Source organism: Candidatus Tisiphia endosymbiont of Mystacides longicornis, assembly GCF_964031095.1.
In the GTDB taxonomy this organism is placed as follows: domain Bacteria; phylum Pseudomonadota; class Alphaproteobacteria; order Rickettsiales; family Rickettsiaceae; genus Tisiphia.
Genome location: NZ_OZ035004.1, coordinates 1,102,065 through 1,123,664, shown reverse-complemented (window position 1 = coordinate 1,123,664; position 21,600 = coordinate 1,102,065). Strand labels below are relative to the sequence as shown.

At 32.8% G+C, this 21,600-nt stretch carries 19 protein-coding genes and 1 tRNA gene; 8 read left to right on the top strand and 12 right to left on the bottom strand.

Going from position 1 to position 21,600, the window contains the following annotated elements; translation table 11 throughout:
• Nucleotides 1-233 precede the first annotated feature (233 nt).
• Nucleotides 234-4,382 (top strand): DNA-directed RNA polymerase subunit beta', encoded by a 4,149-nt coding sequence (rpoC, locus tag ACQH6S_RS05755; protein WP_410525736.1) that lies wholly within the window; start codon nucleotides 234-236, stop codon nucleotides 4,380-4,382.
• Nucleotides 4,383-4,659: 277 nt separating this feature from the next.
• On the opposite strand, the gene ACQH6S_RS05750 is transcribed toward rpoC, so the two are convergent.
• From ACQH6S_RS05750 to rsfS, 4 genes are all read right to left on the bottom strand, one after another.
• Entirely contained in the window at nucleotides 4,660-4,968 is a 309-nt protein-coding gene (locus tag ACQH6S_RS05750) for a DNA methyltransferase (RefSeq protein ID WP_425360184.1), read from the bottom strand.
• 22 nt (nucleotides 4,969-4,990) lie between these two features.
• Nucleotides 4,991-5,467: an SH3 domain-containing protein gene (locus tag ACQH6S_RS05745; protein ID WP_425360893.1), complete on the bottom strand. Its 477-nt coding sequence runs from the start codon at nucleotides 5,465-5,467 to the stop codon at nucleotides 4,991-4,993.
• 53 nt (nucleotides 5,468-5,520) lie between these two features.
• The gene (locus ACQH6S_RS05740; protein WP_425364413.1) at nucleotides 5,521-7,260 is read right to left on the bottom strand and encodes a cation:proton antiporter; all 1,740 of its coding nucleotides are present in this window, start codon (nucleotides 7,258-7,260) and stop codon (nucleotides 5,521-5,523) included.
• 190 nt (nucleotides 7,261-7,450) lie between these two features.
• Nucleotides 7,451-7,780 (bottom strand): ribosome silencing factor, encoded by a 330-nt coding sequence (rsfS, locus tag ACQH6S_RS05735; protein WP_094648763.1) that lies wholly within the window; start codon nucleotides 7,778-7,780, stop codon nucleotides 7,451-7,453.
• Nucleotides 7,781-7,887: 107 nt separating this feature from the next.
• Here rsfS and ACQH6S_RS05730 point away from each other — a divergent pair, with 107 nt between their 5' ends.
• From ACQH6S_RS05730 to ACQH6S_RS05720, 3 genes are all read left to right on the top strand, one after another.
• On the top strand, nucleotides 7,888-8,133 hold the full coding sequence (locus ACQH6S_RS05730; RefSeq protein WP_094648774.1) for a BolA/IbaG family iron-sulfur metabolism protein: 246 nt from the start codon (nucleotides 7,888-7,890) through the stop codon (nucleotides 8,131-8,133).
• Between the two features lie 107 nt (nucleotides 8,134-8,240).
• Nucleotides 8,241-8,317 (top strand) — tRNA-Arg (locus ACQH6S_RS05725).
• Between the two features lie 482 nt (nucleotides 8,318-8,799).
• Nucleotides 8,800-9,999 carry an ATP-binding protein gene (locus ACQH6S_RS05720; protein WP_094648764.1) on the top strand — a complete coding sequence of 400 codons (1,200 nt, stop codon included), beginning with the start codon at nucleotides 8,800-8,802 and terminating at the stop codon, nucleotides 9,997-9,999.
• 38 nt (nucleotides 10,000-10,037) lie between these two features.
• Here the strand turns inward: ACQH6S_RS05720 and ACQH6S_RS05715 are convergent, their stop codons facing one another.
• The 4 genes from ACQH6S_RS05715 to ACQH6S_RS05700 form a co-directional block, all read right to left on the bottom strand.
• On the bottom strand, nucleotides 10,038-10,934 hold the full coding sequence (locus ACQH6S_RS05715; RefSeq protein ID WP_425360182.1) for an Rpn family recombination-promoting nuclease/putative transposase: 897 nt from the start codon (nucleotides 10,932-10,934) through the stop codon (nucleotides 10,038-10,040).
• Nucleotides 10,935-11,197: 263 nt separating this feature from the next.
• Nucleotides 11,198-11,743, bottom strand: coding sequence for a helix-turn-helix domain-containing protein (locus ACQH6S_RS05710; RefSeq protein WP_425360181.1), 546 nt, complete (start codon nucleotides 11,741-11,743; stop codon nucleotides 11,198-11,200).
• A 429-nt stretch (nucleotides 11,744-12,172) separates the two neighbouring features.
• Nucleotides 12,173-14,572 (bottom strand): tetratricopeptide repeat protein, encoded by a 2,400-nt coding sequence (locus ACQH6S_RS05705; protein WP_425360180.1) that lies wholly within the window; start codon nucleotides 14,570-14,572, stop codon nucleotides 12,173-12,175.
• Complete coding sequence (locus tag ACQH6S_RS05700) at nucleotides 14,554-16,764, bottom strand: tetratricopeptide repeat protein (RefSeq protein ID WP_425364412.1); 2,211 nt, start codon at nucleotides 16,762-16,764, stop codon at nucleotides 14,554-14,556. The genes ACQH6S_RS05705 and ACQH6S_RS05700 overlap by 19 nt, the downstream gene beginning before the upstream one ends.
• A gap of 145 nt (nucleotides 16,765-16,909) precedes the next feature.
• On the opposite strand from ACQH6S_RS05700, the gene ACQH6S_RS05695 reads away from it, so the two are divergent.
• Together ACQH6S_RS05695 and ACQH6S_RS05690 are read left to right on the top strand one after the other, a co-directional pair.
• Nucleotides 16,910-17,158, top strand: coding sequence for a hypothetical protein (locus ACQH6S_RS05695; RefSeq protein WP_341758049.1), 249 nt, complete (start codon nucleotides 16,910-16,912; stop codon nucleotides 17,156-17,158).
• Between the two features lie 302 nt (nucleotides 17,159-17,460).
• The gene (locus ACQH6S_RS05690) at nucleotides 17,461-18,570 is read left to right on the top strand and encodes an IS66 family transposase (RefSeq protein ID WP_425364395.1); all 1,110 of its coding nucleotides are present in this window, start codon (nucleotides 17,461-17,463) and stop codon (nucleotides 18,568-18,570) included.
• Here the strand turns inward: ACQH6S_RS05690 and tnpB (ACQH6S_RS05685) are convergent.
• Both tnpB (ACQH6S_RS05685) and ACQH6S_RS05680 read right to left on the bottom strand, forming a co-directional pair.
• Complete coding sequence (gene tnpB / locus ACQH6S_RS05685) at nucleotides 18,567-18,920, bottom strand: IS66 family insertion sequence element accessory protein TnpB (RefSeq protein ID WP_341752109.1); 354 nt, start codon at nucleotides 18,918-18,920, stop codon at nucleotides 18,567-18,569. The two genes, ACQH6S_RS05690 and tnpB (ACQH6S_RS05685), sit on opposite strands and share 4 nt — an antisense overlap.
• Nucleotides 18,908-19,153, bottom strand: a complete 246-nt coding sequence (locus ACQH6S_RS05680) for a hypothetical protein (RefSeq protein ID WP_425364411.1) — start codon at nucleotides 19,151-19,153, stop codon at nucleotides 18,908-18,910. Before ACQH6S_RS05680 ends, tnpB (ACQH6S_RS05685) begins: the two co-directional genes overlap by 13 nt.
• Nucleotides 19,154-19,167: 14 nt before the next feature.
• Here ACQH6S_RS05680 and ACQH6S_RS05675 point away from each other — a divergent pair, with 14 nt between their 5' ends.
• Nucleotides 19,168-19,593, top strand: a complete 426-nt coding sequence (locus ACQH6S_RS05675; protein WP_341758053.1) for a hypothetical protein — start codon at nucleotides 19,168-19,170, stop codon at nucleotides 19,591-19,593.
• Nucleotides 19,581-19,934: an IS66 family insertion sequence element accessory protein TnpB gene (gene tnpB, locus ACQH6S_RS05670; protein WP_341752109.1), complete on the top strand. Its 354-nt coding sequence runs from the start codon at nucleotides 19,581-19,583 to the stop codon at nucleotides 19,932-19,934. Before ACQH6S_RS05675 ends, tnpB (ACQH6S_RS05670) begins: the two co-directional genes overlap by 13 nt.
• On the opposite strand, the gene ACQH6S_RS05665 is transcribed toward tnpB (ACQH6S_RS05670), so the two are convergent.
• Nucleotides 19,931-21,040 (bottom strand): IS66 family transposase, encoded by a 1,110-nt coding sequence (locus ACQH6S_RS05665; RefSeq protein WP_425364395.1) that lies wholly within the window; start codon nucleotides 21,038-21,040, stop codon nucleotides 19,931-19,933. The genes tnpB (ACQH6S_RS05670) and ACQH6S_RS05665 overlap by 4 nt on opposite strands.
• A 302-nt stretch (nucleotides 21,041-21,342) precedes the next feature.
• Nucleotides 21,343-21,591, bottom strand: coding sequence for a hypothetical protein (locus ACQH6S_RS05660; RefSeq protein ID WP_341758049.1), 249 nt, complete (start codon nucleotides 21,589-21,591; stop codon nucleotides 21,343-21,345).
• Nucleotides 21,592-21,600: the final 9 nt, after the last annotated feature.

Genomic DNA, 21,600 nt, shown 5'->3' with positions numbered 1-21,600 from the left:
AATCCAAAAAACGATTAAAATGGATTGCTTCGGAGGCTTACACCTCCTCGCAATGACCTTTGGCGAGCAGATTTTTTATTTATTATTAAGCAATTTTGCAAAAATAATGAGAATGGCTATTAGTGTAGTATAAAAATCTGCTATATTTATAGATATAACCGAATTTGCAATAACTTGTTATATCGAATTCAGGCTAAACTAGAGCTGATAAAATTTTTTAAGGAAAAATCTTTATGACAACAGGAATGACAAATTTTTATGGGCAATTAAGCAGTACTCAGCAATTTGATCAAATAAGAATCAATATTGCTAGTCCTGACCAAGTGCGTTCATGGTCTTTTGGTGAAGTGATGAAACCTGAGACGATAAATTATCGTACGTTCAAGCCAGAAAAAGAGGGATTATTCTGTGCTAGGATTTTTGGACCAGTAAAAGACTATGAATGTCTTTGTGGTAAATATAAGCGTATGAAATATCGTGGCATTACTTGTGAGAAATGCGGTGTTGAAGTTACTACATCTAGAGTTCGTCGAGAAAGAATGGGGCATATTGAACTAGCAGCACCAGTTGCTCATATATGGTTCTTGAAATCTCTACCATCAAGGATTAGTACCTTGCTAGATATGACCATGAAGGATTTGGAAAAAGTTCTGTATTTTGAAAGTTATGTAGTTGTTGATCCTGGGTTATCTGATCTACACAAAGGAGAGCTTTTATCAGAAGATAGTCTGCAAAAGGCACAAGATGAGTATGGAGGAGATAATTTTACCGCTTCTATTGGGGCGGAAGTAGTTCGCCAAATGCTTTCAGAACTTGATTTACCTGAATTAAAGAAGAAATTACAAGAGGATTTATCAAGTACCTCTTCAGAAATTAAAAAGAAGAAGATTGTCAAAAGACTTAAGTTAGTGGAAGATTTTCTGGAATCCGAAAATAAGCCAGAATGGATGATTATGACCGTTCTGCCAATTATTCCACCTGAGATTAGACCATTAGTTATGCTTGATGGAGGCAGATTTGCCACTTCTGATCTTAACGAACTTTATAGAAGAGTTATTAATAGAAATAATAGATTAAAAAGACTACTAGAACTAAAGGCACCGGATATTATCATCCGAAATGAAAAAAGGATGTTACAAGAATCAGTCGATGCATTATTCGATAATGGTCGTCGTGGTAAGGTAGTAAAAAATACTAATAAGCGTCCATTTAAGTCGCTTAGTGACATGTTAAAAGGTAAACAAGGTCGGCTTCGTCAGAATTTGCTGGGTAAAAGGGTAGATTATTCTGGTCGTTCCGTTATCGTTGTTGGACCAGAGCTTAAGCTGCATCAATGTGGGTTGCCAAAGACCATGGCTTTGGAATTATTCAAACCATTTATTTATTCAAAGCTTGAATTACATGGAATTGCTACCACTATAAAAGCTGCTAAAAAAATGGTTGAAGCTGAAAAACCAGAAGTATGGGATATTTTAGAAGACGTTATACGTGAACACCCGGTATTGCTTAATAGAGCACCAACTTTGCACCGTTTAGGTATCCAGGCTTTTGAACCTTTACTGATAGAAGGGAAAGCTATTCAGCTACATCCTTTAGTTTGTGCTGCGTTCAATGCTGACTTTGATGGTGACCAGATGGCAGTGCATATCCCTCTTTCAATCGAAGCACAGCTTGAAGCCAGGGTGCTTATGATGTCAACAAACAACATATTGAGTCCAGCAAATGGTCGTCCGATTATCGTACCTGATAAGGATATAGTACTGGGTCTTTATTATTTAACTATGGCTTTTGATAATGAGCCTGGTGAAGGAATGGTATTTGCCAAAATGTCAGAGGTTGAGCATGCTTTGTATAATAAGGTAATAACTATTCACTCGAAGATAAAATTTCGTCGCGATATGCTTAATGCTGCAGGGGAAGTTGTAGCAACTATGGTCGATACTACCCTTGGTAGATTAATTATTGGAGATTTATTACCTCGTAATTATAATGTTGGGTTTAAGTTTGTCAATAAAGCCATGACTAAAAAGGATATATCGGGGGTAATTGATTTGGTATATCGCCATTGTGGTCAAAAGTCTACGGTGATTTTTGCTGATCAGCTAATGAAACTTGGATTTAAATATGCTTGTTCCTCAGGTATTTCTTTTGGTATGGACGATATGGTTGTACCAAAATCAAAAGATACTCATATTAATGCAACATTGACTGAGGTCAAAGAGTTTGAACAACAATATTCTGATGGTCTGATTACCTATGGTGAGAAATACAATAAAGTAATTGATTCTTGGTCGAGATGTACTGATAAAGTAGCAAATGACATGATGAAAGAAATTGCTACGATGCCGGTTAATGATAAACCTAATCATCAAAAAGTAAATGCTATATATATGATGGCTACTTCAGGAGCAAGAGGATCAGCAGCACAGATTAAGCAGTTAGCCGGTATGCGTGGTTTGATGGCTAAACCATCAGGCGAGATTATTGAAACTCCTATTATTTCTAATTTCCGTGAAGGTCTTACGGTTCTTGAGTATTTTAATTCTACACATGGGGCACGTAAAGGTCTGGCGGATACAGCATTGAAAACAGCTAACTCTGGGTATTTAACTCGTAGATTAGTTGATGTTGCTCAAGATTGTATAATTACCGATGAAGATTGTCACACTACAAAAGGTATAGAAGTTAGAAGTATTATTGATGGTGGTGAAGTTATTGTATCACTGGCAGAGCAGATTTTAGGTAGAACAGTGGCAATTAACGTCTATCACCCAGTGACTAATATGCTATTACTATCAGCTGGGGAATTAATTAACGAAGCAAAATTAGAAGAAATCGAATCTTCTGGTCTAGATTCAGTGCTAGTACGATCTGTTTTAACATGTGAGATTCCTGACGGAATATGTGTAAAATGCTATGGTAGAGATCTAGCTACTGGTTCATTAGTTTCAGTAGGAGAAGCAATTGGAGTGATTGCCGCCCAGTCAATTGGTGAGCCAGGTACTCAGCTAACCATGAGAACTTTCCATATTGGAGGAGCTGCGACAAAAGGTGCTGAAGTATCATCAATAGAAGCTTCTCATGATGCAAAAGTGAAGATTCTAGGGCGTAATGTGGTTATTGATTCTGAAGGTCGTAGGATTGTAATGGGTCGTTCATGTGAGTTATTATTATTGGATAGTAACAATAATGAGAAAGCAAGGCATAAAGTACCGTATGGGGCAAGATTGATAGCTGATGATTCAGATAATGTAAAAAAGGCACAAAAATTAGTAGAGTGGGATCCATATACTATTCCAATTATTACCGAGAAATCTGGTAAAGTTGTATTCAAAGATATGGTAGAAGGGGTATCAATTCGTGATATTACTGATGAAGCAACTGGTATTTCTAGCAAAGTTATAGTTGAATCAAAACAATATTTACGTGGAGCAGAGTTACGTCCTCGTATCCAATTAGTTGATGAGAATGGAGAAACCATTATGTTATCCAATGGTTTAGAGGCTAGATACTATATACCAGTAAATGCTATTTTAAGTGTTGAAGATGGGGCTAAAGTATCAGTAGGAGATATCTTGTCACGTATTCCAAGGGAATCAACTAAAACCAAAGATATTACTGGTGGTCTTCCAAGGGTGGGCGAACTTGTTGAAGCTAGACGTCCAAAAGATCATGCCGTTATTGCAGAAATAGATGGTAGAGTTGAATTTGGTAAAGACTATAAGTCAAAAAGACGTATTATTATTCAGCCAAGTGAAGGTGGTATGCCAATTGAGTATATGGTACCAAAAGGCAAGCATGTTGTGGTTAATGAGGGTGATTTTGTTAAAAAAGGCGATATGTTAATTGATGGTAATCCAGTACTACAGGATATTTTAAAAGTAATGGGAGTGGAAGCTCTTACAAGTTATATGGTTGGAGAAATTCAAGCAGTATATCGTTTACAGGGTGTAAAAATTGACGATAAACATATCGAGGTAATAATCCGTCAGATGCTACAAAAAGTAGAGATAACCAATTCTGGTGATACGACATTGATGGTTGATGAGAAGATAGATCATCGCGAATTTGCTGAAATTAATGAAAAAGCTATTAAGAATGGTTTAAGACCGGCGGAAGCTCAGGTAATTCTGCAAGGTATTACTAAGGCATCGCTGCAAACTAGATCGTTTATTTCAGCGGCTTCTTTCCAAGAAACAACGAGAGTTTTAACGGAATCGGCTATAGCTGGAAGAGTTGATAAGTTACGTGGACTGAAAGAAAATGTCATAGTTGGTAGATTAGTGCCGGCAGGAACAGGCTTTTACATGAATAGGATGCGTAAACTTGCCGCTAGGTTAGATCAAGAAGAGATTAATTATCAAAAAACTTTAGAGAATTAATCTTATCTTTACTCCGTTTATAGTCAATTTTTGTCATTCCCGCGAAGGCGGGAATCTAGATACCTGCCTTCGCAGGTATGACACTTAGTTAAGCAGGGGTGACAAGAAAGCACGGAAATGATATATGGATTGCCACGCTCACATATGTTCGCTCGCAATGACAAGTTATAGATTTATACGTCATTGCTTCGTCGCTACTAAAGTAGCTCCTCGCAATGACGCTTAGCAGTCAGCTTTTTTATTCATCATAAGGAAATAAATAAAAAATTGTAGGGTACTATGCTCTATAACACTCATTGATGACTTCTTTTTGCCAATTATAATATTTATTAATATCTAATTTTTTTTCGTATTCCTTACCTATGTTATATGGCGGTGATGTTATTATTAAATTTATACTGTTATCTGAAATCTGTTTTAATAATTTCATACAATCACCTTCAAATAGAATTGCTTGATTATTTAAATCAAAACTATTTTTTAAGATATTATGTTCTTGTTTTTGACAAGGCAATTTATTCACAAATTCACTAAAACTATAATTCTTTTCCTGTATTTCAGGTATTTTAATTGCTTCTTGTGTCATATTTTAGAAAATTAAAGTTTTATTAATATTCATCCTTATAGACTCCCCACAATATTTTTTTAGGTAGCCACCCAGTATAATTTTTACAACGCACTTGGCAATGATCTTTTTTGCATTTATTAAGTAAGCAACGGACTTGATTACTTACTTTTACAATAATTTTATTTTGATCATCAGGCACTTTAGTAAGTGCTACCAACTCTGGGCTTACCACAATCACCGATCTTTTACCGGATAATACGCTGGAATGCACCCAGCCACCTTCTCCTTTTATGTCCTGAATTTGCCTCCATTGTTCATATTCTGCAATAATTTCTACAGGTTCCCCTTTTTTAATAAATACCCATTCTATAGGGGCTCTTATCGTAGGACCAACTCTAGCATTTACCTCATTAGCCTTTATCGAGGCAAATCTAGGTATAGGTAACCTTTGATCATCGGCATTTGTTAGCAAAGGTATAGTGGCTAAAATAAGCCCAATCCAAATATATAGCCCCATATATAGTTTTTGTTGTAATAGTAGCAATAATTTGATCGCCATGAGTAACACACCTAGTATTTCTCTGAATCACTTTCTTCTAATTCATGCAATGCATCATCTCGCTTAGCTGTTACATAATTACCTGACCTAAATTGCCCTTTGATACGATTTATTTCATATTCACTCAAACCAATAAATTTTAGAATAGTTCCACCAAGCTGTAACCCAGTCTCATAATTTTCTGGGATGATTGTGGTTGCTCCAGCATCATAAAATTCTCTAGCATTTTGTAAATTTTTTAATCTTACAATAACCTCAAGATCTGGAAAATTACTTGAGATTGTTCGAAGAGATTTTTTGATAGTAACCTTATTATTCATTGTAAGCGCTAGAGCTAAAATCCTTTCTGCTCCGACGGCTTTTAACGTATCAATTTGTGATACATCTCCCCTAAAAACTGGAAATCCATTAGCTGTTTCTTCTTTGACAATTTCGTCATTAACATCTAATGCTATATAATTGATTCCTTCAGCTTCTAGCACTGATGCTACCATCTTACCAACGCTACCAAAACCAGCAATTATTATATGATTTGTTAAATCTCTTGCCCCAAGTTCTATAATTTGTATTGGAGTTTTCCCAAGCTGCTTATCAAGTTTTTCAGCAAGTTTTCTACCTAAAATTGCTAGTAATGGAGTCAATGCCATGGTACATGTCACCACTAATAAAAGCACATTGGCAGTACTCTCTTCAATAACCCCAGTTTCTTTACCAAGGCCAAATAAGATAAAAGCAAACTCTCCGCCTTGTGACAATAATAAACCGGCGTGCAATGCCACTCCCCGATTAAAACCAAATAAGATACAAAAGGCGGTAATAATTAATGTTTTTACCATGATCAAGGCAACAGTGCAAGTTAGGATAGTTGATATTTGAGCATATATTTCTTGTGCGTCGATATTCATACCAACGCTCATAAAGAATAGTCCTAACAATAAGCTTTTGAAAGGATATATACTTTCTTCCGCTTGCAATCGAAAATCTGTTTCTGCAACCAAAACCCCCGCAACAAAAGCTCCTAAAGCAAGTGATAGACCAAAATATTCTGTTGCCCAAGCAGCTGACAAAACTACCAATAAAGTCATGGAAATTGGCAGCTCGTTTATATCACCATTTTCTGATGAAATGAACCCAAACAAAGGTCTTAGCAATACCCTACCTGCAACAAATATAGCAAATAGAGCTATAATAGCCTTAAGCAAAGCTATCCCTAGAGCTGATACTAAAGAAACTTTACTATCGCTAGCAAATAGCGGTACAATAACTAGCAGTGGTACAACTGCTAGATCTTGTAATAACAAAATAGCTAGGGATATACGCCCGAGTTGAGTCGCTTGGCTACGGCTTTCTTCAATAACTTGCATAACAAGTGCCGTCGAGGATAAAGCAAGACCACCCCCAATAATAATTGCAGCACCACTATTACCGCTAATTAGAGCAACAGCAGCAGCAATTATTATAGCAGTTGTTAATACTTGCAGTGAGCCAAGACCGAATACATACCTCCTCATTACCTTTAATCTTTCAAAAGATAATTCCAAACCTATAGCAAAAAGCAAAAAAACTACTCCTAATTCTCCTAATAATTTTGTCTGATCATAGGTTACAATCCTAAATCCATTATCACCAATTACCGCTCCGGCAATTAAATATCCCAAAACAGGACTGAGATTAAGACGTTTCAGTATTGCTACAACAAATACACCAGTTCCTAATAAAATTATAATATTGATAAGAATATGTTCTTCCATTTACACCTTTTCTTTAGAAGTTATTTATATATAGTCAATTGATGAGAAGTTGGTGACATCATCATTCAATGCTTGCCTATTACTTATAGACACTGCCCCATCGTTCCTAGCCCAAATTCTCCTGGATTGACTATACATTATTTTTTAACTACACTAAGTAGTTTTCAGTAAAAAATCTAATATTTTTAATTTATTTTTTTCCCCACATCTCTTCTAACTTAAAATGCTCTCTAGTTTCTGGGTAAAAAATATTCACTAATATATCTCCAACGTCTATTAACACCCATTCAGATTTTCCAAGCCCTTCTATATTAGTACTGATATTAGCTTGATTCTTTAGCTCTAAAGCTAAATATTCAGCAATTGCTCCGACATTTTTAGTTGAACGTCCGCTTGCAAGAATAATATATTCAGCTAAGGTAGTTTTTTGCTTTATATCTATTACAACTATATCTTCTGCTTTTTTTTCTTCTAAACATTTAACGACAAACTCTTTTAATAGTTCAATATTTTTTATCATAATTATCCTTTTGTTTTTTTCGAATCTAAGATGATGGCTTTTTTGTAAAGAATTAATTATTGCAGGCTATAAATTTTTGCTATATTCTGCATAAAAAGTTTAAAAAAATGGCAATATCTATTACAGAACTTGAAAAGATTATACGTTATAGTTTTCCAAATGCCAAAATAAAAATCATTGATCTAGCTGGGGATCAGGATCATTATTCCTTAGAAATACAAGATGATGCTTTTTGGGGAATCAGTCTCATTAATCAGCACAAGATGGTAAAAAAAGCTTTAGCAGAAATATTGGATAATAATAAATTACATGCTATCACTATCAAAACTATCAATTCTCCATTAAATAATTAGTTATCGTAAGTAGCCTCCTAGTATTTAAAAATTTAAAATTCGGTAGCACTTCCCAAGCTTTTATAATATAATGCAGCTAATGATAAATGTATATAGCAATAAATTAAGCATTCGTAGCTCAGCTGGATAGAGCGTTGCCCTCCGAAGGCAGAGGTCGTTGGTTCAAATCCAATCGAGTGCACCACATTCCCGCTTCGGTGCGGAATCTAACCCACAACTGTTGAAAGTTAGAAGAGGAAGCGGTTTTAGACCGGATAGTTTAAAAGTCGTATGTGGTCAACGTCATTGCGAGAAAGACCGTAGGTCGACGAAGCAATCCATAAAAGTAACCAAAGATGGATTGCCACGACCACTACGTGGTCTCGCAATGACAGAAAACCTATCTAAAACCCGCTTTACCTTCTAACTTTCAACAGTTGTGGAATCTAAACCCCTGCTTATGCAGGGTGACAACCATTGTCTTATATTTTATTCAAATCTGTAAAAAACTTGATTATCGAGTATAAAGTAATAGGTAAGCGACGAGTAACGACGTTACCAACTTCTCATCAATTGACTATAGCAGGAAGGGAATATGTTGAGGGAAGCTAAGATTAACAAATAAAATCTATACTTTATTCCTAAATAGGGTTACTATTTAGGTTCTTATTCCTAAATAGTAACCCTATGTATACAAGATATTTAAAATTGAACTTAAGTAACAGGCAAACAGCTTTTTTATGGGGAGCTAGGAAGGTAGGGAAATCAACTTATTTAAAAAGTCTGTATCCTAATTCGATATATTATGACCTATTAAAAACTGATCTATACATTAAGTATCTAAAACAACCTTCAAAATTTAGAGAAGAAATATTAGCATTAGATTTAGCTAAACTCACCTTTCCTATAATAGTAGATGAAGTACAAAAAGTTCCAGCATTACTTGATGAGATACATTGGCTTATAGAGAATAGTGATAGTTATTTCATTTTATGCGGTTCAAGTAGTAGAAAATTAAGAGCCTATGGTACAAATTTATTAGGTGGTAGAGCGATAAAATATAATTTCTATCCATTGATATATCCTGAAATACAGTCAGAATTTAATCTTCTAAAAATATTTAACAATGGCTTAGTTCCATCACATTTCATTAGTAATAATCCTCGTAAGTTACTAAAAGCTTATGTTGAGGATTATTTAACTAATGAGATTCGAGCTGAGGGATTAGTAAGAAATATAACTGCTTTTAGTAGATTTATAGATAGCACAGCCTTCTCTAGCGGTGAACTATTAAACTATTCTAACATAGCTCGGGATTGTTCTATTGATGCCAAAACAGTTAAAGAATATTACCAAATACTAGTTGATACTTTAGTAGGATATTTAGTTTATCCATATCAAAAGAAAATTAGTAGAGAAATTATATCATCTCACCCCAAATTTTATTTTTTTGATGTAGGAGTTGCAAATAGCATTAGTCAAAATCGTTTTGATAATATCAAAGGTTCAGAAGCAGGAAGAGCTTTAGAGCACTACGTATTTACTGAGTTACAAGCATATGTAAACCTAAATGATTTAGATCATCGTATAAATTATTGGCGTACTAAAACCGGTTTAGAAGTTGATTTTATAATTAGCACTATTACCAGCCAACCATTACCAATTGAAGTAAAAATATCTTCAAATGTCCACAAAACCGAATTAAAAGGTATAAAATCTTTTATGGAAGAACATCAAATAGATAAAGGTTATTTAGTTTGTTTAGAAGATACTTCTAGGAAGATAATTTGGGGTAATCAACAAATTAACATATTGCCAATAGAAGAATTTTTAACAAAATTATGGAATCATACGATTTTTAAGTCGTATTGGGGAAATATCCACTGAGGAAACAGTATAGTCAATTGAATTTATTTAATTAGTAATCATAACTTATCTGATAATCCGCCATTTAGGGTTTTCAGTAGTTCATTGATCTTAGCGACAGATAGTTTGGTTATTTTCGCTACTTCCTCAATAGAACTGCCATTTTCTATCATCATTTTTATTAATTCAGCTTTACCTTCTACTCTACCTTCTTCTTTGCCTTCCCTTCGTGCTTTCTTGAGAGTGTTAGCTTCAATACATAGCCATTTCAGGTGTTCTTCATATGAATCACGTTCTTCTTTAGTGAAATTCATCACATCCAGAACTGTCAGGGCTTTTTTTAGGCTAGCATCATTTAACTCTTTAGGTAAATTATCTTTGTTCAGCAAATCATGTCTAGTTAAAAAAGTACTCCATCTATCAAGAGAGGTTTTTACCTTCTTTACTATGTCCGTCAGCTGTTCCTTCGGATTATTAGTAAACTTATTTAGCTCAATAGTATGCAATTCTAAATCTTTAAAATATAACAAACCACTATCTTTTTCTACTATATGAAACACATTATGATATTTATTTTCATGTAAAATAGAGGTAAAGTTTAATATGTGAATACCAATGGCTTTCGATAAAGTAGCATAATCCTCTGCATTCTTTAATTGCTCAGTATATAACTTTGCCCAATAATATAGAGCTCTTTTGTCATAATCATCCGCATCAGTAATTTGCATTTCGATATTAAATCTTTTGCCATCTTTTCCTTGAGCTTTAATATCTAAAATTGACAATTTATCGCTCTTGAAATTTTTTGGATTATATGGATTGAGAAGTTGTACTTCTGTTACTTGGTCTTCTCTAGATACAATCGAATTGATCAGCGAAATAAGCAAATCCTTATTCTCTTCAACTCCGAAGATTTTTTTAAAGGCAATATCAACCCTAGGACTAATATTTGACATAAATCTAACTCTATATTTATTTTTTACAAATGGTTATATCTATAAATATAGCAGATTTTTATGCTCCACTAATAGCTGTTTTCATTATTTTTGCGATATTTTTTTATTCCCTGATTTGTAGATTGCCATTACCCATAGAGGTATTAATCTTACAGGTGAAAGTTCTGTTATGGAAGGAGTAGCTGGAACACAAAGGTAATTTTTAATAATGCCCCCTTAAATCTTGTTAATTTATAATGATGCCTTAGGTTTTTAGTATATCATTATCTTGGTTCAACATCACAATTGGAGTTTTGTTGAGAAGATTGATCATTACAAGAAGTATTAGGATTAATTCTGCCTACAATTTCATCTAATGACACTTGAAAATAATCTGCTAGGGCTACGGTAACTGCACTACCTAAAGTTTTTTGTTTACCATTATCTTTCATAAATTGAGGTAGAGTTTCTTCACTAGACCCAATATTCTTAGATAAGACGTATAGGTTAAGTTTTTGCTGCTCCAATTTTTTTTTGACAAATTCCCTTAAGTTGGTACTAACATCCTTAGGAGATACGTTGAGAAATTCTTGTGTTTCTTGATGAGATAATGCATAATCATCCCTTCCTACAATTTCATCCATAGAGCATTTAAAATAATTTGCAATTTTTAATATATTTATTAACTCTGGATTATCTCTTACAGCATTAATAATCTTAGATATAGTAGAATACGGAATGTCAGTTTTATATGCTAAATCTTTTCTTTTTAACTTCGTTTCTTCTAATTTTTTCTTTAAAAATCCTTGTATTTGGTGAACAAGAGCCATGTATTCTCATAATAAATTATTTTAACAAAATACCCAAAAAACAGGTAGTTTTTTCTTGACACCTCAAAAAAACTATATTAAACTACAAAAATAGAATGAAATTATAAAAAGAAATCAGTACTTACTGACTAATTTTTTAAAACCAAAAAGACATTTTGGTAAATCTCATACTAAAAAAGCCAGGGTAACACTTAAGTATCGAGCTTATTAATCAGGCTAGAGCTTGAATGTCACATTTGGAGTTATAAACTAGTAAGTACTTAGAAATTTTCCGAACTCGAAAGTACTTACTAGAGAAATTAATTCAACAGTATTGCTATTAAATTGCAACCTTTATTGAGGTGTTAACTATCAGCATATACCAATTTTTTCAACTAGTCAAACCCCATTATTTCTTTGCAGGTTTAATTAGTTATCGCAGTCAACCTCTTAGTTTCTTTTTGCCCATAAATCCATATCATATTGTTTACAATACTCAAACATAGATACAGTATTAGGATGATTTATGCCAAACTCCTTGACTTGCGGTTTACCAAAAAATTTATAACTAAATAAGTTTTTTGCTTTACATGCAGCTTTTGCTCCTTGACTATATAAATAACTAACATATGCCATATTTTTACGATTATCTCTATATAAGTAATAATATATGGTATAAGCTTTATTATAGGATTCTATTGCTGATTTTATATTATCTTGGGTAAATAGAATATCACCTTGCACTACATACATAGCAGCTAAATCTGGATCTTCCAAATAATCTGCATTTTTGGGGTTTCTACGCTCATCGACTAAAAATATGGAGATAGCCTTGTTAACATGTTCTGAGGCTTGATTTAGCATGCCTAATCCTAATTCACTTCTTGCCATTACACTATAAATACAACCAAGTGCTTCAGTATCTTTGCAATGTTTACATAAATTATACAATTTCTTAGCTTGCTCATATGCTTCTTGGTATTTTCCAAGATAATTTAATATTTCTATTTTAAGTGTATAAAGAGGTATAAAAAATAGATCATCAGGACTTAGACCATTTTTAATAAAATTTTCTATAGTTTTACTATTTTGTTCTAATGACTCAGTATACTTTCCTTGTATAAATAATAACTGTGCTTTAAGTATATGTATATAGCTTAGTTCACTTTGATCCATTAAACCTTCACTAGACATTTTTTCCATAATTTGAATGTTTTTTTCGGCGTCTTGAACCTGCCCTAAAATAATATTACATATTGCTAAATTATAGAATAAAGTCCATTTGTAAGATTCATAACCTTCAACATTCTCAAATATTTCTTGGCCTCTTATAAAACATTCTCTTGCTGCCCTATAATTAGAATAACTTATATGATAAAGACCTATTGTCTGCATATACCTTATATATGCATATTTTTCATCATTATTCATTAACCATAATTTAAATTTTCCTTCCTGATCGGCTTTATTAAACCAAATAGCCTTCTTTGCTACAATAGAATAATTAAGAGAATTATGATGTTGAACCATTATTTGCAAATTAAGAGCCATAATTTTATATATATTTATATTATACTTTTCTGAATTTCTTAAAATTATTTCAAAATTTTCTTGTATAGTTTTAGCATTTCTAAAAATACGAGCTTTTACTGCATTCTTTGGTATATAATTCATTAATTTGGTAATAATATCCTCTAAATAAGATTTATTATTCCTGCTACCATTAATCTCTGCTATTTTTTGGACTATAATATCATGCGTTTCAAAGATCGGATTAGCTTCCTGTGGGTCAATATTAGATATTAAGGCAAATTTAGACAATTCATAAATATCATTATTCAATGTACGTTGATCATCAGTAATAAAACTTAGTAATTCTTTTGAAAAACCTTGATTATTTATTAAGGCGATTTTATTTAGTAAATTTCTAGCACTTGGTTTTAATTGATTGATAGTTAATATAATGTTCGATTTAATTCTATCTGTTGATTGTTGAATTTTTTTCTTATATTCGGCTTTATCTAAACCTTTTACATTATTTAATAATTGTATCCCTTGTACTGTCATGATAGGATAACCAGCAAATTCTTCGCTCAAGAATTCTACTACCTTTGGATCATTATTTTCTAAAATATTGTTAGCAAGAATACTGACGTCGTTTTTTGCAAGGGCAGTCATTTTGACTATATTCGGTAATATTTCACTATCTTGGGAACAAAATATAACATGCCCATTATTTTCCCAATCAACAAATTCCTGAACTTTCTTATTTTCACTTACCTTCAGATTATCAAATATTATTAACCATTTATCTTGACTCGATAAATAGTTCATTATTTCTTTTCGTACTAATACAATATCTTCTGGTATTAGAGTAGATTTAGTAGAGTTATTAACTGTACTATTAATAGCTTTGGCTAGCTTTAGTAGTTCTTGATTAATATCTAAATTACAGTCAATAAACCAAATAAGCTGATAGTTATTTTGATTTTCATAACAATACATTCTAGCAAGTTGGGTTTTTCCCATGCCGCTGGTGCCTATAATACTTGCTTGTCGATATTTAGTTAAGTTGTTTGTAAGCAAAGCTAGTTGTTTGACATGATCGACAAAATAAGTAACTGGTGCAACAAAATTAGATAGCTGGTTAGCTATTTGATTCTGGGCAAATGAATTAAGAGGCATTATTAATAATATTAATATTATTAAATATCTATAGTCAATTGATAAGAAATTGGGGACGTTGTCGATCAATGCTCGCCTATTAATTATAGGCGTCGCTCCATCTCTCCTAGCCCCAAATTCTCCTGAATTGACTATATATATAAAATCTAGTTTCCTTTTGCCCATAAATCCATATCATATTGTTTACAATACTCAAACATAGATACAGTATTAGGATGATTTATGCCAAACTCCTTGACTTGCGGTTTACCAAAAAATTTATAACTAAATAAATTTTTTGCTTTACATGCAGCTTTAGCTCCTTGGCTATATAAATAACTAACCTGAGCTACATTTTTACGATTATCCCTATATAAGTAATAATATATGGTATAAGCTTTATTATAGGACTCTATTGCTTCTTTTATTTTATCTTGAGCAAATAAAATATCACCTTGTATTACATAACTAGCAGCTAAATTTGGATCTTCTGAATAATCTGCATCTTTGGGATTCCTACGTTCATCAGCTAAAAATATGGGGATAGATTGGTTAACATGCTCTAAGGCTTGGTCTAGTTTACCCAGCCCTAATTCACTTTTTGCCATTTGACTATAAATACGACCTAATATTTCATGAACATCTTTCTCGGTGGATTGACACAAATCATATAGTTGTTTAACTTGAGTATATGCTTCTTGGTATTCTTTAAGATGATTTAATATCTCTACTTTTCGTACATAAAGCTCTATAAGAAATAGGTCTTCAAGACTTAATCCACTTTTAGTGTCTAGTTCTATAGTTTTATTATTTTGCTCTAATGCTTCATTATACTTCCCTTGTAGCAATAATAACTCTGTTTTAACGCTATGTATATAAGATATATCATATTTATCCATTAAACCTTGATTAAGCATTTGTTCTATAATTTGAATGTTTTTTTCTGCTTCTTCAACCTGTCCTAATGGGATATTATACATTGCTAAAGAATAATATAAACTCCATAAAGATTCATAACCTTTTATAGTGTCTAATATTTCTTTTGCTCTTGTACAATAATTTATTGCTACCCTATAATTAGACCAATTAACAGCATATTGCCATGCTATTACTTGTAAACACAATGCATATGCATATTTTTCATCATCATTCATCGACCATAAATTAAATTTACCAGCCCCATTTTGATCATTCTCATTGAACCAATTCATTACTTTTTCTACATTAAGGTAATCGACAGAATTCACATATTGCATCATTAGCTGTGCATTCAATTGCAGAAGTTTATATATACTTGAATTATATTTTACCGCATTCCTAGTAAGAATTTCAAAATTTTCAAGTATAGTTCTCGCTTTTCTAAAAAGCTGAGCTTTTACCGAGTTCCTTTTTGGCACAGATCCGACTAATTTAGTAACGATATCCTCTAAATAAATTTTATTATTCTGATTACCATTAATTTCAGTTATTTTTTGAGCAACAACATCGTGCATTTCAAAGATCGGGTTAGTTTCCTGTGGATCAATATTAGATATTAAGGCAAATTTAGACAATTGATAAATATCATCATTTATGGTACTCTTATCATCCGTAATAAAACTTAATAAGTCTTTTGAAAAACTTTGATTATTTATTAAAGCTATTTTATTTAATAATTTTCTAGCATTTGGTTTTAATTCATTGATAGTTAATAGAATGTTCAATTTAATTCTATCTGTTGATAGTTGAATTTTTTTCTTATATTCGGCTTTATCTAAACCTTTTACATTATTTAATAATTGTACCCCTTGTACTATCATGATAGGATAACCAGCAAATTCTTTGCTCAAAAATTCTGCTGATTGGGGATCGTTATGTTCTAAAATATTGTTAACCAGAATACTAACGTCACTTTTTGTAAAGGCAGTCATTTGGACTATATTCGGTAATATTTCACTATCTTGGGAACAAAATATAACATGTCCATTATTTTCCCACTCAACAAACTCTTGAACTTTCTTATTTTGACCTACCTTTAGATTATCAAATATCAATAACCATTTATCTTGATTTGATAAATAATTCATTAGTTCTTTCCGGACTAATATTACATCTTCTGATATTAGATTAGATTTAGTAGAGTTATTAGCCGTACTATTAATAGCTTTTGCTAGCTTTAGTAGTTCTTGATTAATATCTAAATTACAGTCAATAAACCAAATAAGTTTATAGTTATTTTGATTTTCATAACAATACATTCTAGCAAGTTGGGTTTTTCCCATGCCGCTGGTGCCTATAATACTTGCTTGTCGATATTTAATTAAATTATTCTTAAGTAGATTTAATTGTTTGACATGATTAACAAAGTAAGGTATACTTGCAGCAAAACTGCGTAACACTATCTAATTTCTTTGCTAGTATGAATTTATTGTATAAATTTGGATTTCTACTATGCAAATATCACCGATTAATAAAAAACAGATTAATAAAAAAACTAGTTGAAAAAGTAGCAGTCATATTATAATATTTGAAATATTAATAATAATGATAATTAATCAAATGAAAAAACCAAAAGTAGCGACCTTAAGTGCTGAAGAACGAGAAGAACTAATACAGCATGTCAAGGAAAGTTCATTAACGGGAGATGAACAGCAAACGATAGTAGAGCTTGTGAAATTTTGTAACGAGCTAATAGACAAGCTAGCATCATCAAATATCAGTATAAATAAGCTTAAGGAAATGCTGATTGGTTTTAAGGCAGATCACAAAAAAAAGATAGTTCAGATTCATTAAAAGAACCGCCAGGTGAATCTGATAACGGGAATGGTGGTAATGAAGGAGAGTGCGATAAGCCCAAAAAGATAGATCGTAGTAATTGGCAAGGTAAATATGGGTTTGATGATTATAAGGATGCGAATACCAGCTATTTAACTCCTGAGAATTTTTGTAGTGGTGATAGCTGTCCTCACTGCTATAATGGCAAACTATATAATAGTGAAGCTAGAAAATTGCTACAATTTACAGGTAATGCTCCAATTACAGTCAACAGATATGTAAAGAAAACGTTACGCTGTAATGCTTGCGATTATACAGTTATGAACAATAAAAATATCAACAAATGGACAAATAGTAGCAGAAGTGCAATAGTGTTACAAAAGACCTATGGTACTCCTTTCTACCGTTTATCTAGGCTACAGAGTTTAAGCGGGGTTCCTATAGCATACAGCTCGCTCTGGCAACAATATTTAGATGTTTGGCAAGAAGGTGGTGGAGCTGAAATTTACGGGGTATTATTGGAAATGGCTGCCGAATGTAGTTCACTGAACCTTGATGATACTAGAGCTAGGATTTTAGAAATTACTATAGCCAATAAAAAATTACGTACTCAAAATAAGAAAGGACGCAGCTGTTATACTACTACAATATGTGCTAAGACTGCAAATAATGAGGTAATAGTTTTATATTTTACCGGTAATAGGCATGGTGGAGAAAATATAGGTAACGTACTAAAGAATCGTAAGAATAGAACAGATTCTATCCAATTAATGACTGACGCAAGTAACAATAATAACCCGGTATTATCAGAAGCAGATAAAGAATTACTGGCAATAATAGTGATGATCAATTGTTTGTCACATGGTCAGAGAAAATTTACAGAAAATGAACTATATTACCCTGAAGAATGCGGATATTTTCTCAAACAAACACGTGGGATTTACCACAATGAACATCAATGTAAAGAGATGAGTCCTGAAGAGAAACTTGGGTATCATCAGGAACATAGCAGTAAATATATAGAAAACATATATAACAAAATAGACGAATTATTTAACGACAAGAAAGTTGAGCCTAATAGTAGGCTTGGACAAGCTATGAAATATTGGATAAATAATAAAGAAGGTTTGACCCAATTTTTAAAAATCCCAGTTAGCAATCTTGATAATAATTGGGCTGAGAGATCACTGCGTACCATTATTTTACAAAGGAAGAATTCATTATTCTTTAAAACAATCAATAGTGCTGAGATACATAGTGGTCTGTATAGTATAGTAAAGACTTGTAGTGAGAACGAGATCAATGCCTTTAAATATTTAAATTGGCTACAAGAGCATAGTAGCAAAGCAAAGAAGCATCCTGAGGATTATACGCCTTTTGCCTATGCAAGATATATGAATAATACGGAATTAATCGAGACAGCAGCTTAAACGACAGGAAGCCAATCATTAGAGAATTTGGCAGAACTAGGATCGCCATTATGAATAAGAATGTGTAAGGTTCTATAACAAATTTGGTAAGATGAATTATCAGATGGGAAAAGTTTTGCCGTAAATTTACCTTTGGATAGGCGTTTAGAGCATAGCCAAAAGCCTTGACCGTCAAAGGACAAAATTTTAATGGCAGTTCTGTTTTTATTATAGAATAAAAACAAGGAACCATTAAGAGGGTCAGAAGAAAGTTTTTGTCTACAAACAGCGATTAAGCCATCGATACCCTTGCGAAAATCGATGGCAATAGTGGCAACAAAAATAACTGACGCCGGGGTTAGTTGCAGCATAAAAATGTCTGAATTATAGTTTTTGGCTCTAGTGTTTGGATAATAAGCTTGGTACCATTTGGTTTAATAATGTGACAAGTATAGTGATTTTGCTTGGGAGCAGCTACAGGATCGGTATCTATAGAATTTACTAGTTGAAATGGGAGAAAATTAATATTTTGTTGTAGGGTATACTTGCAGCAAAACTGCATAACTTTATCTAATTTTTTTGTTAGTATGAATTTTTTATACATTTGGGTTTCATACTATGCAAATACCATCGATTACTATTGAGCAAGTAGCTCAGCAATTTAAAGCTTGGCGTCAAACTAAAACTAATAAGTTTGATCCTATACCAAACCATCTAAAGGAATTAGTTCACCAATTACTCCATCATTATTCTTACCAAGAGATAGCTAAACATCTTAATATTAATAAAGCAACAATTAGTTCAACTAAAAAAGCCCATGAACCTACCATCAAAACTTCTTCTGTCTCAACTTCAAATCAATCCCTACAACAAAATATTAATTTTCTCCCATTTCAACTAGTAAATTCTATAGATACCGATCCTGTAGCTGCTCCCAAGCAAAATCACTATACTTGTCACATTATTAAACCAAATGGTACCAAGCTTATTATCCAAACACTAGAGCCAAAAACTATAATTCAGACATTTTTATGCTGCAACTAACCCCGGCGTCAGTTATTTTTGTTGCCACTATTGCCATCGATTTTCGCAAGGGTATCGATGGCTTAATCGCTGTTTGTAGACAAAAACTTTCTTCTGACCCTCTTAATGGTTCCTTGTTTTTATTCTATAATAAAAACAGAACTGCCATTAAAATTTTGTCCTTTGACGGTCAAGGCTTTTGGCTATGCTCTAAACGCCTATCCAAAGGTAAATTTACGGCAAAACTTTTCCCATCTGATAATTCATCTTACCAAATTTGTTATAGAACCTTACACATTCTTATTCATAATGGCGATCCTAGTTCTGCCAAATTCTCTAATGATTGGCTTCCTGTCGTTTAAGCTGCTGTCTCGATTAATTCCGTATTATTCATATATCTTGCATAGGCAAAAGGCGTATAATCCTCAGGATGCTTCTTTGCTTTGCTACTATGCTCTTGTAGCCAATTTAAATATTTAAAGGCATTGATCTCGTTCTCACTACAAGTCTTTACTATACTATACAGACCACTATGTATCTCAGCACTATTGATTGTTTTAAAGAATAATGAATTCTTCCTTTGTAAAATAATGGTACGCAGTGATCTCTCAGCCCAATTATTATCAAGATTGCTAACTGGGATTTTTAAAAATTGGGTCAAACCTTCTTTATTATTTATCCAATATTTCATAGCTTGTCCAAGCCTACTATTAGGCTCAACTTTCTTGTCGTTAAATAATTCGTCTATTTTGTTATATATGTTTTCTATATATTTACTGCTATGTTCCTGATGATACCCAAGTTTCTCTTCAGGACTCATCTCTTTACATTGATGTTCATTGTGGTAAATCCCACGTGTTTGTTTGAGAAAATATCCGCATTCTTCAGGGTAATATAGTTCATTTTCTGTAAATTTTCTCTGACCATGTGACAAACAATTGATCATCACTATTATTGCCAGTAATTCTTTATCTGCTTCTGATAATACCGGGTTATTATTGTTACTTGCGTCAGTCATTAATTGGATAGAATCTGTTCTATTCTTACGATTCTTTAGTACGTTACCTATATTTTCTCCACCATGCCTATTACCGGTAAAATATAAAACTATTACCTCATTATTTGCAGTCTTAGCACATATTGTAGTAGTATAACAGCTGCGTCCTTTCTTATTTTGAGTACGTAATTTTTTATTGGCTATAGTAATTTCTAAAATCCTAGCTCTAGTATCATCAAGGTTCAGTGAACTACATTCGGCAGCCATTTCCAATAATACCCCGTAAATTTCAGCTCCACCACCTTCTTGCCAAACATCTAAATATTGTTGCCAGAGCGAGCTGTATGCTATAGGAACCCCGCTTAAACTCTGTAGCCTAGATAAACGGTAGAAAGGAGTACCATAGGTCTTTTGTAACACTATTGCACTTCTGCTACTATTTGTCCATTTGTTGATATTTTTATTGTTCATAACTGTATAATCGCAAGCATTACAGCGTAACGTTTTCTTTACATATCTGTTGACTGTAATTGGAGCATTACCTGTAAATTGTAGCAATTTTCTAGCTTCACTATTATATAGTTTGCCATTATAGCAGTGAGGACAGCTATCACCACTACAAAAATTCTCAGGAGTTAAATAGCTGGTATTCGCATCCTTATAATCATCAAACCCATATTTACCTTGCCAATTACTACGATCTATCTTTTTGGGCTTATCGCACTCTCCTTCATTACCACCATTCCCGTTATCAGATTCACCTGGCGGTTCTTTTAATGAATCTGAACTATCTTTTTTTTGTGATCTGCCTTAAAACCAATCAGCATTTCCTTAAGCTTATTTATACTGATATTTGATGATGCTAGCTTGTCTATTAGCTCGTTACAAAATTTCACAAGCTCTACTATCGTTTGCTGTTCATCTCCCGTTAATGAACTTTCCTTGACATGCTGTATTAGTTCTTCTCGTTCTTCAGCACTTAAGGTCGCTACTTTTGGTTTTTTCATTTGATTAATTATCATTATTATTAA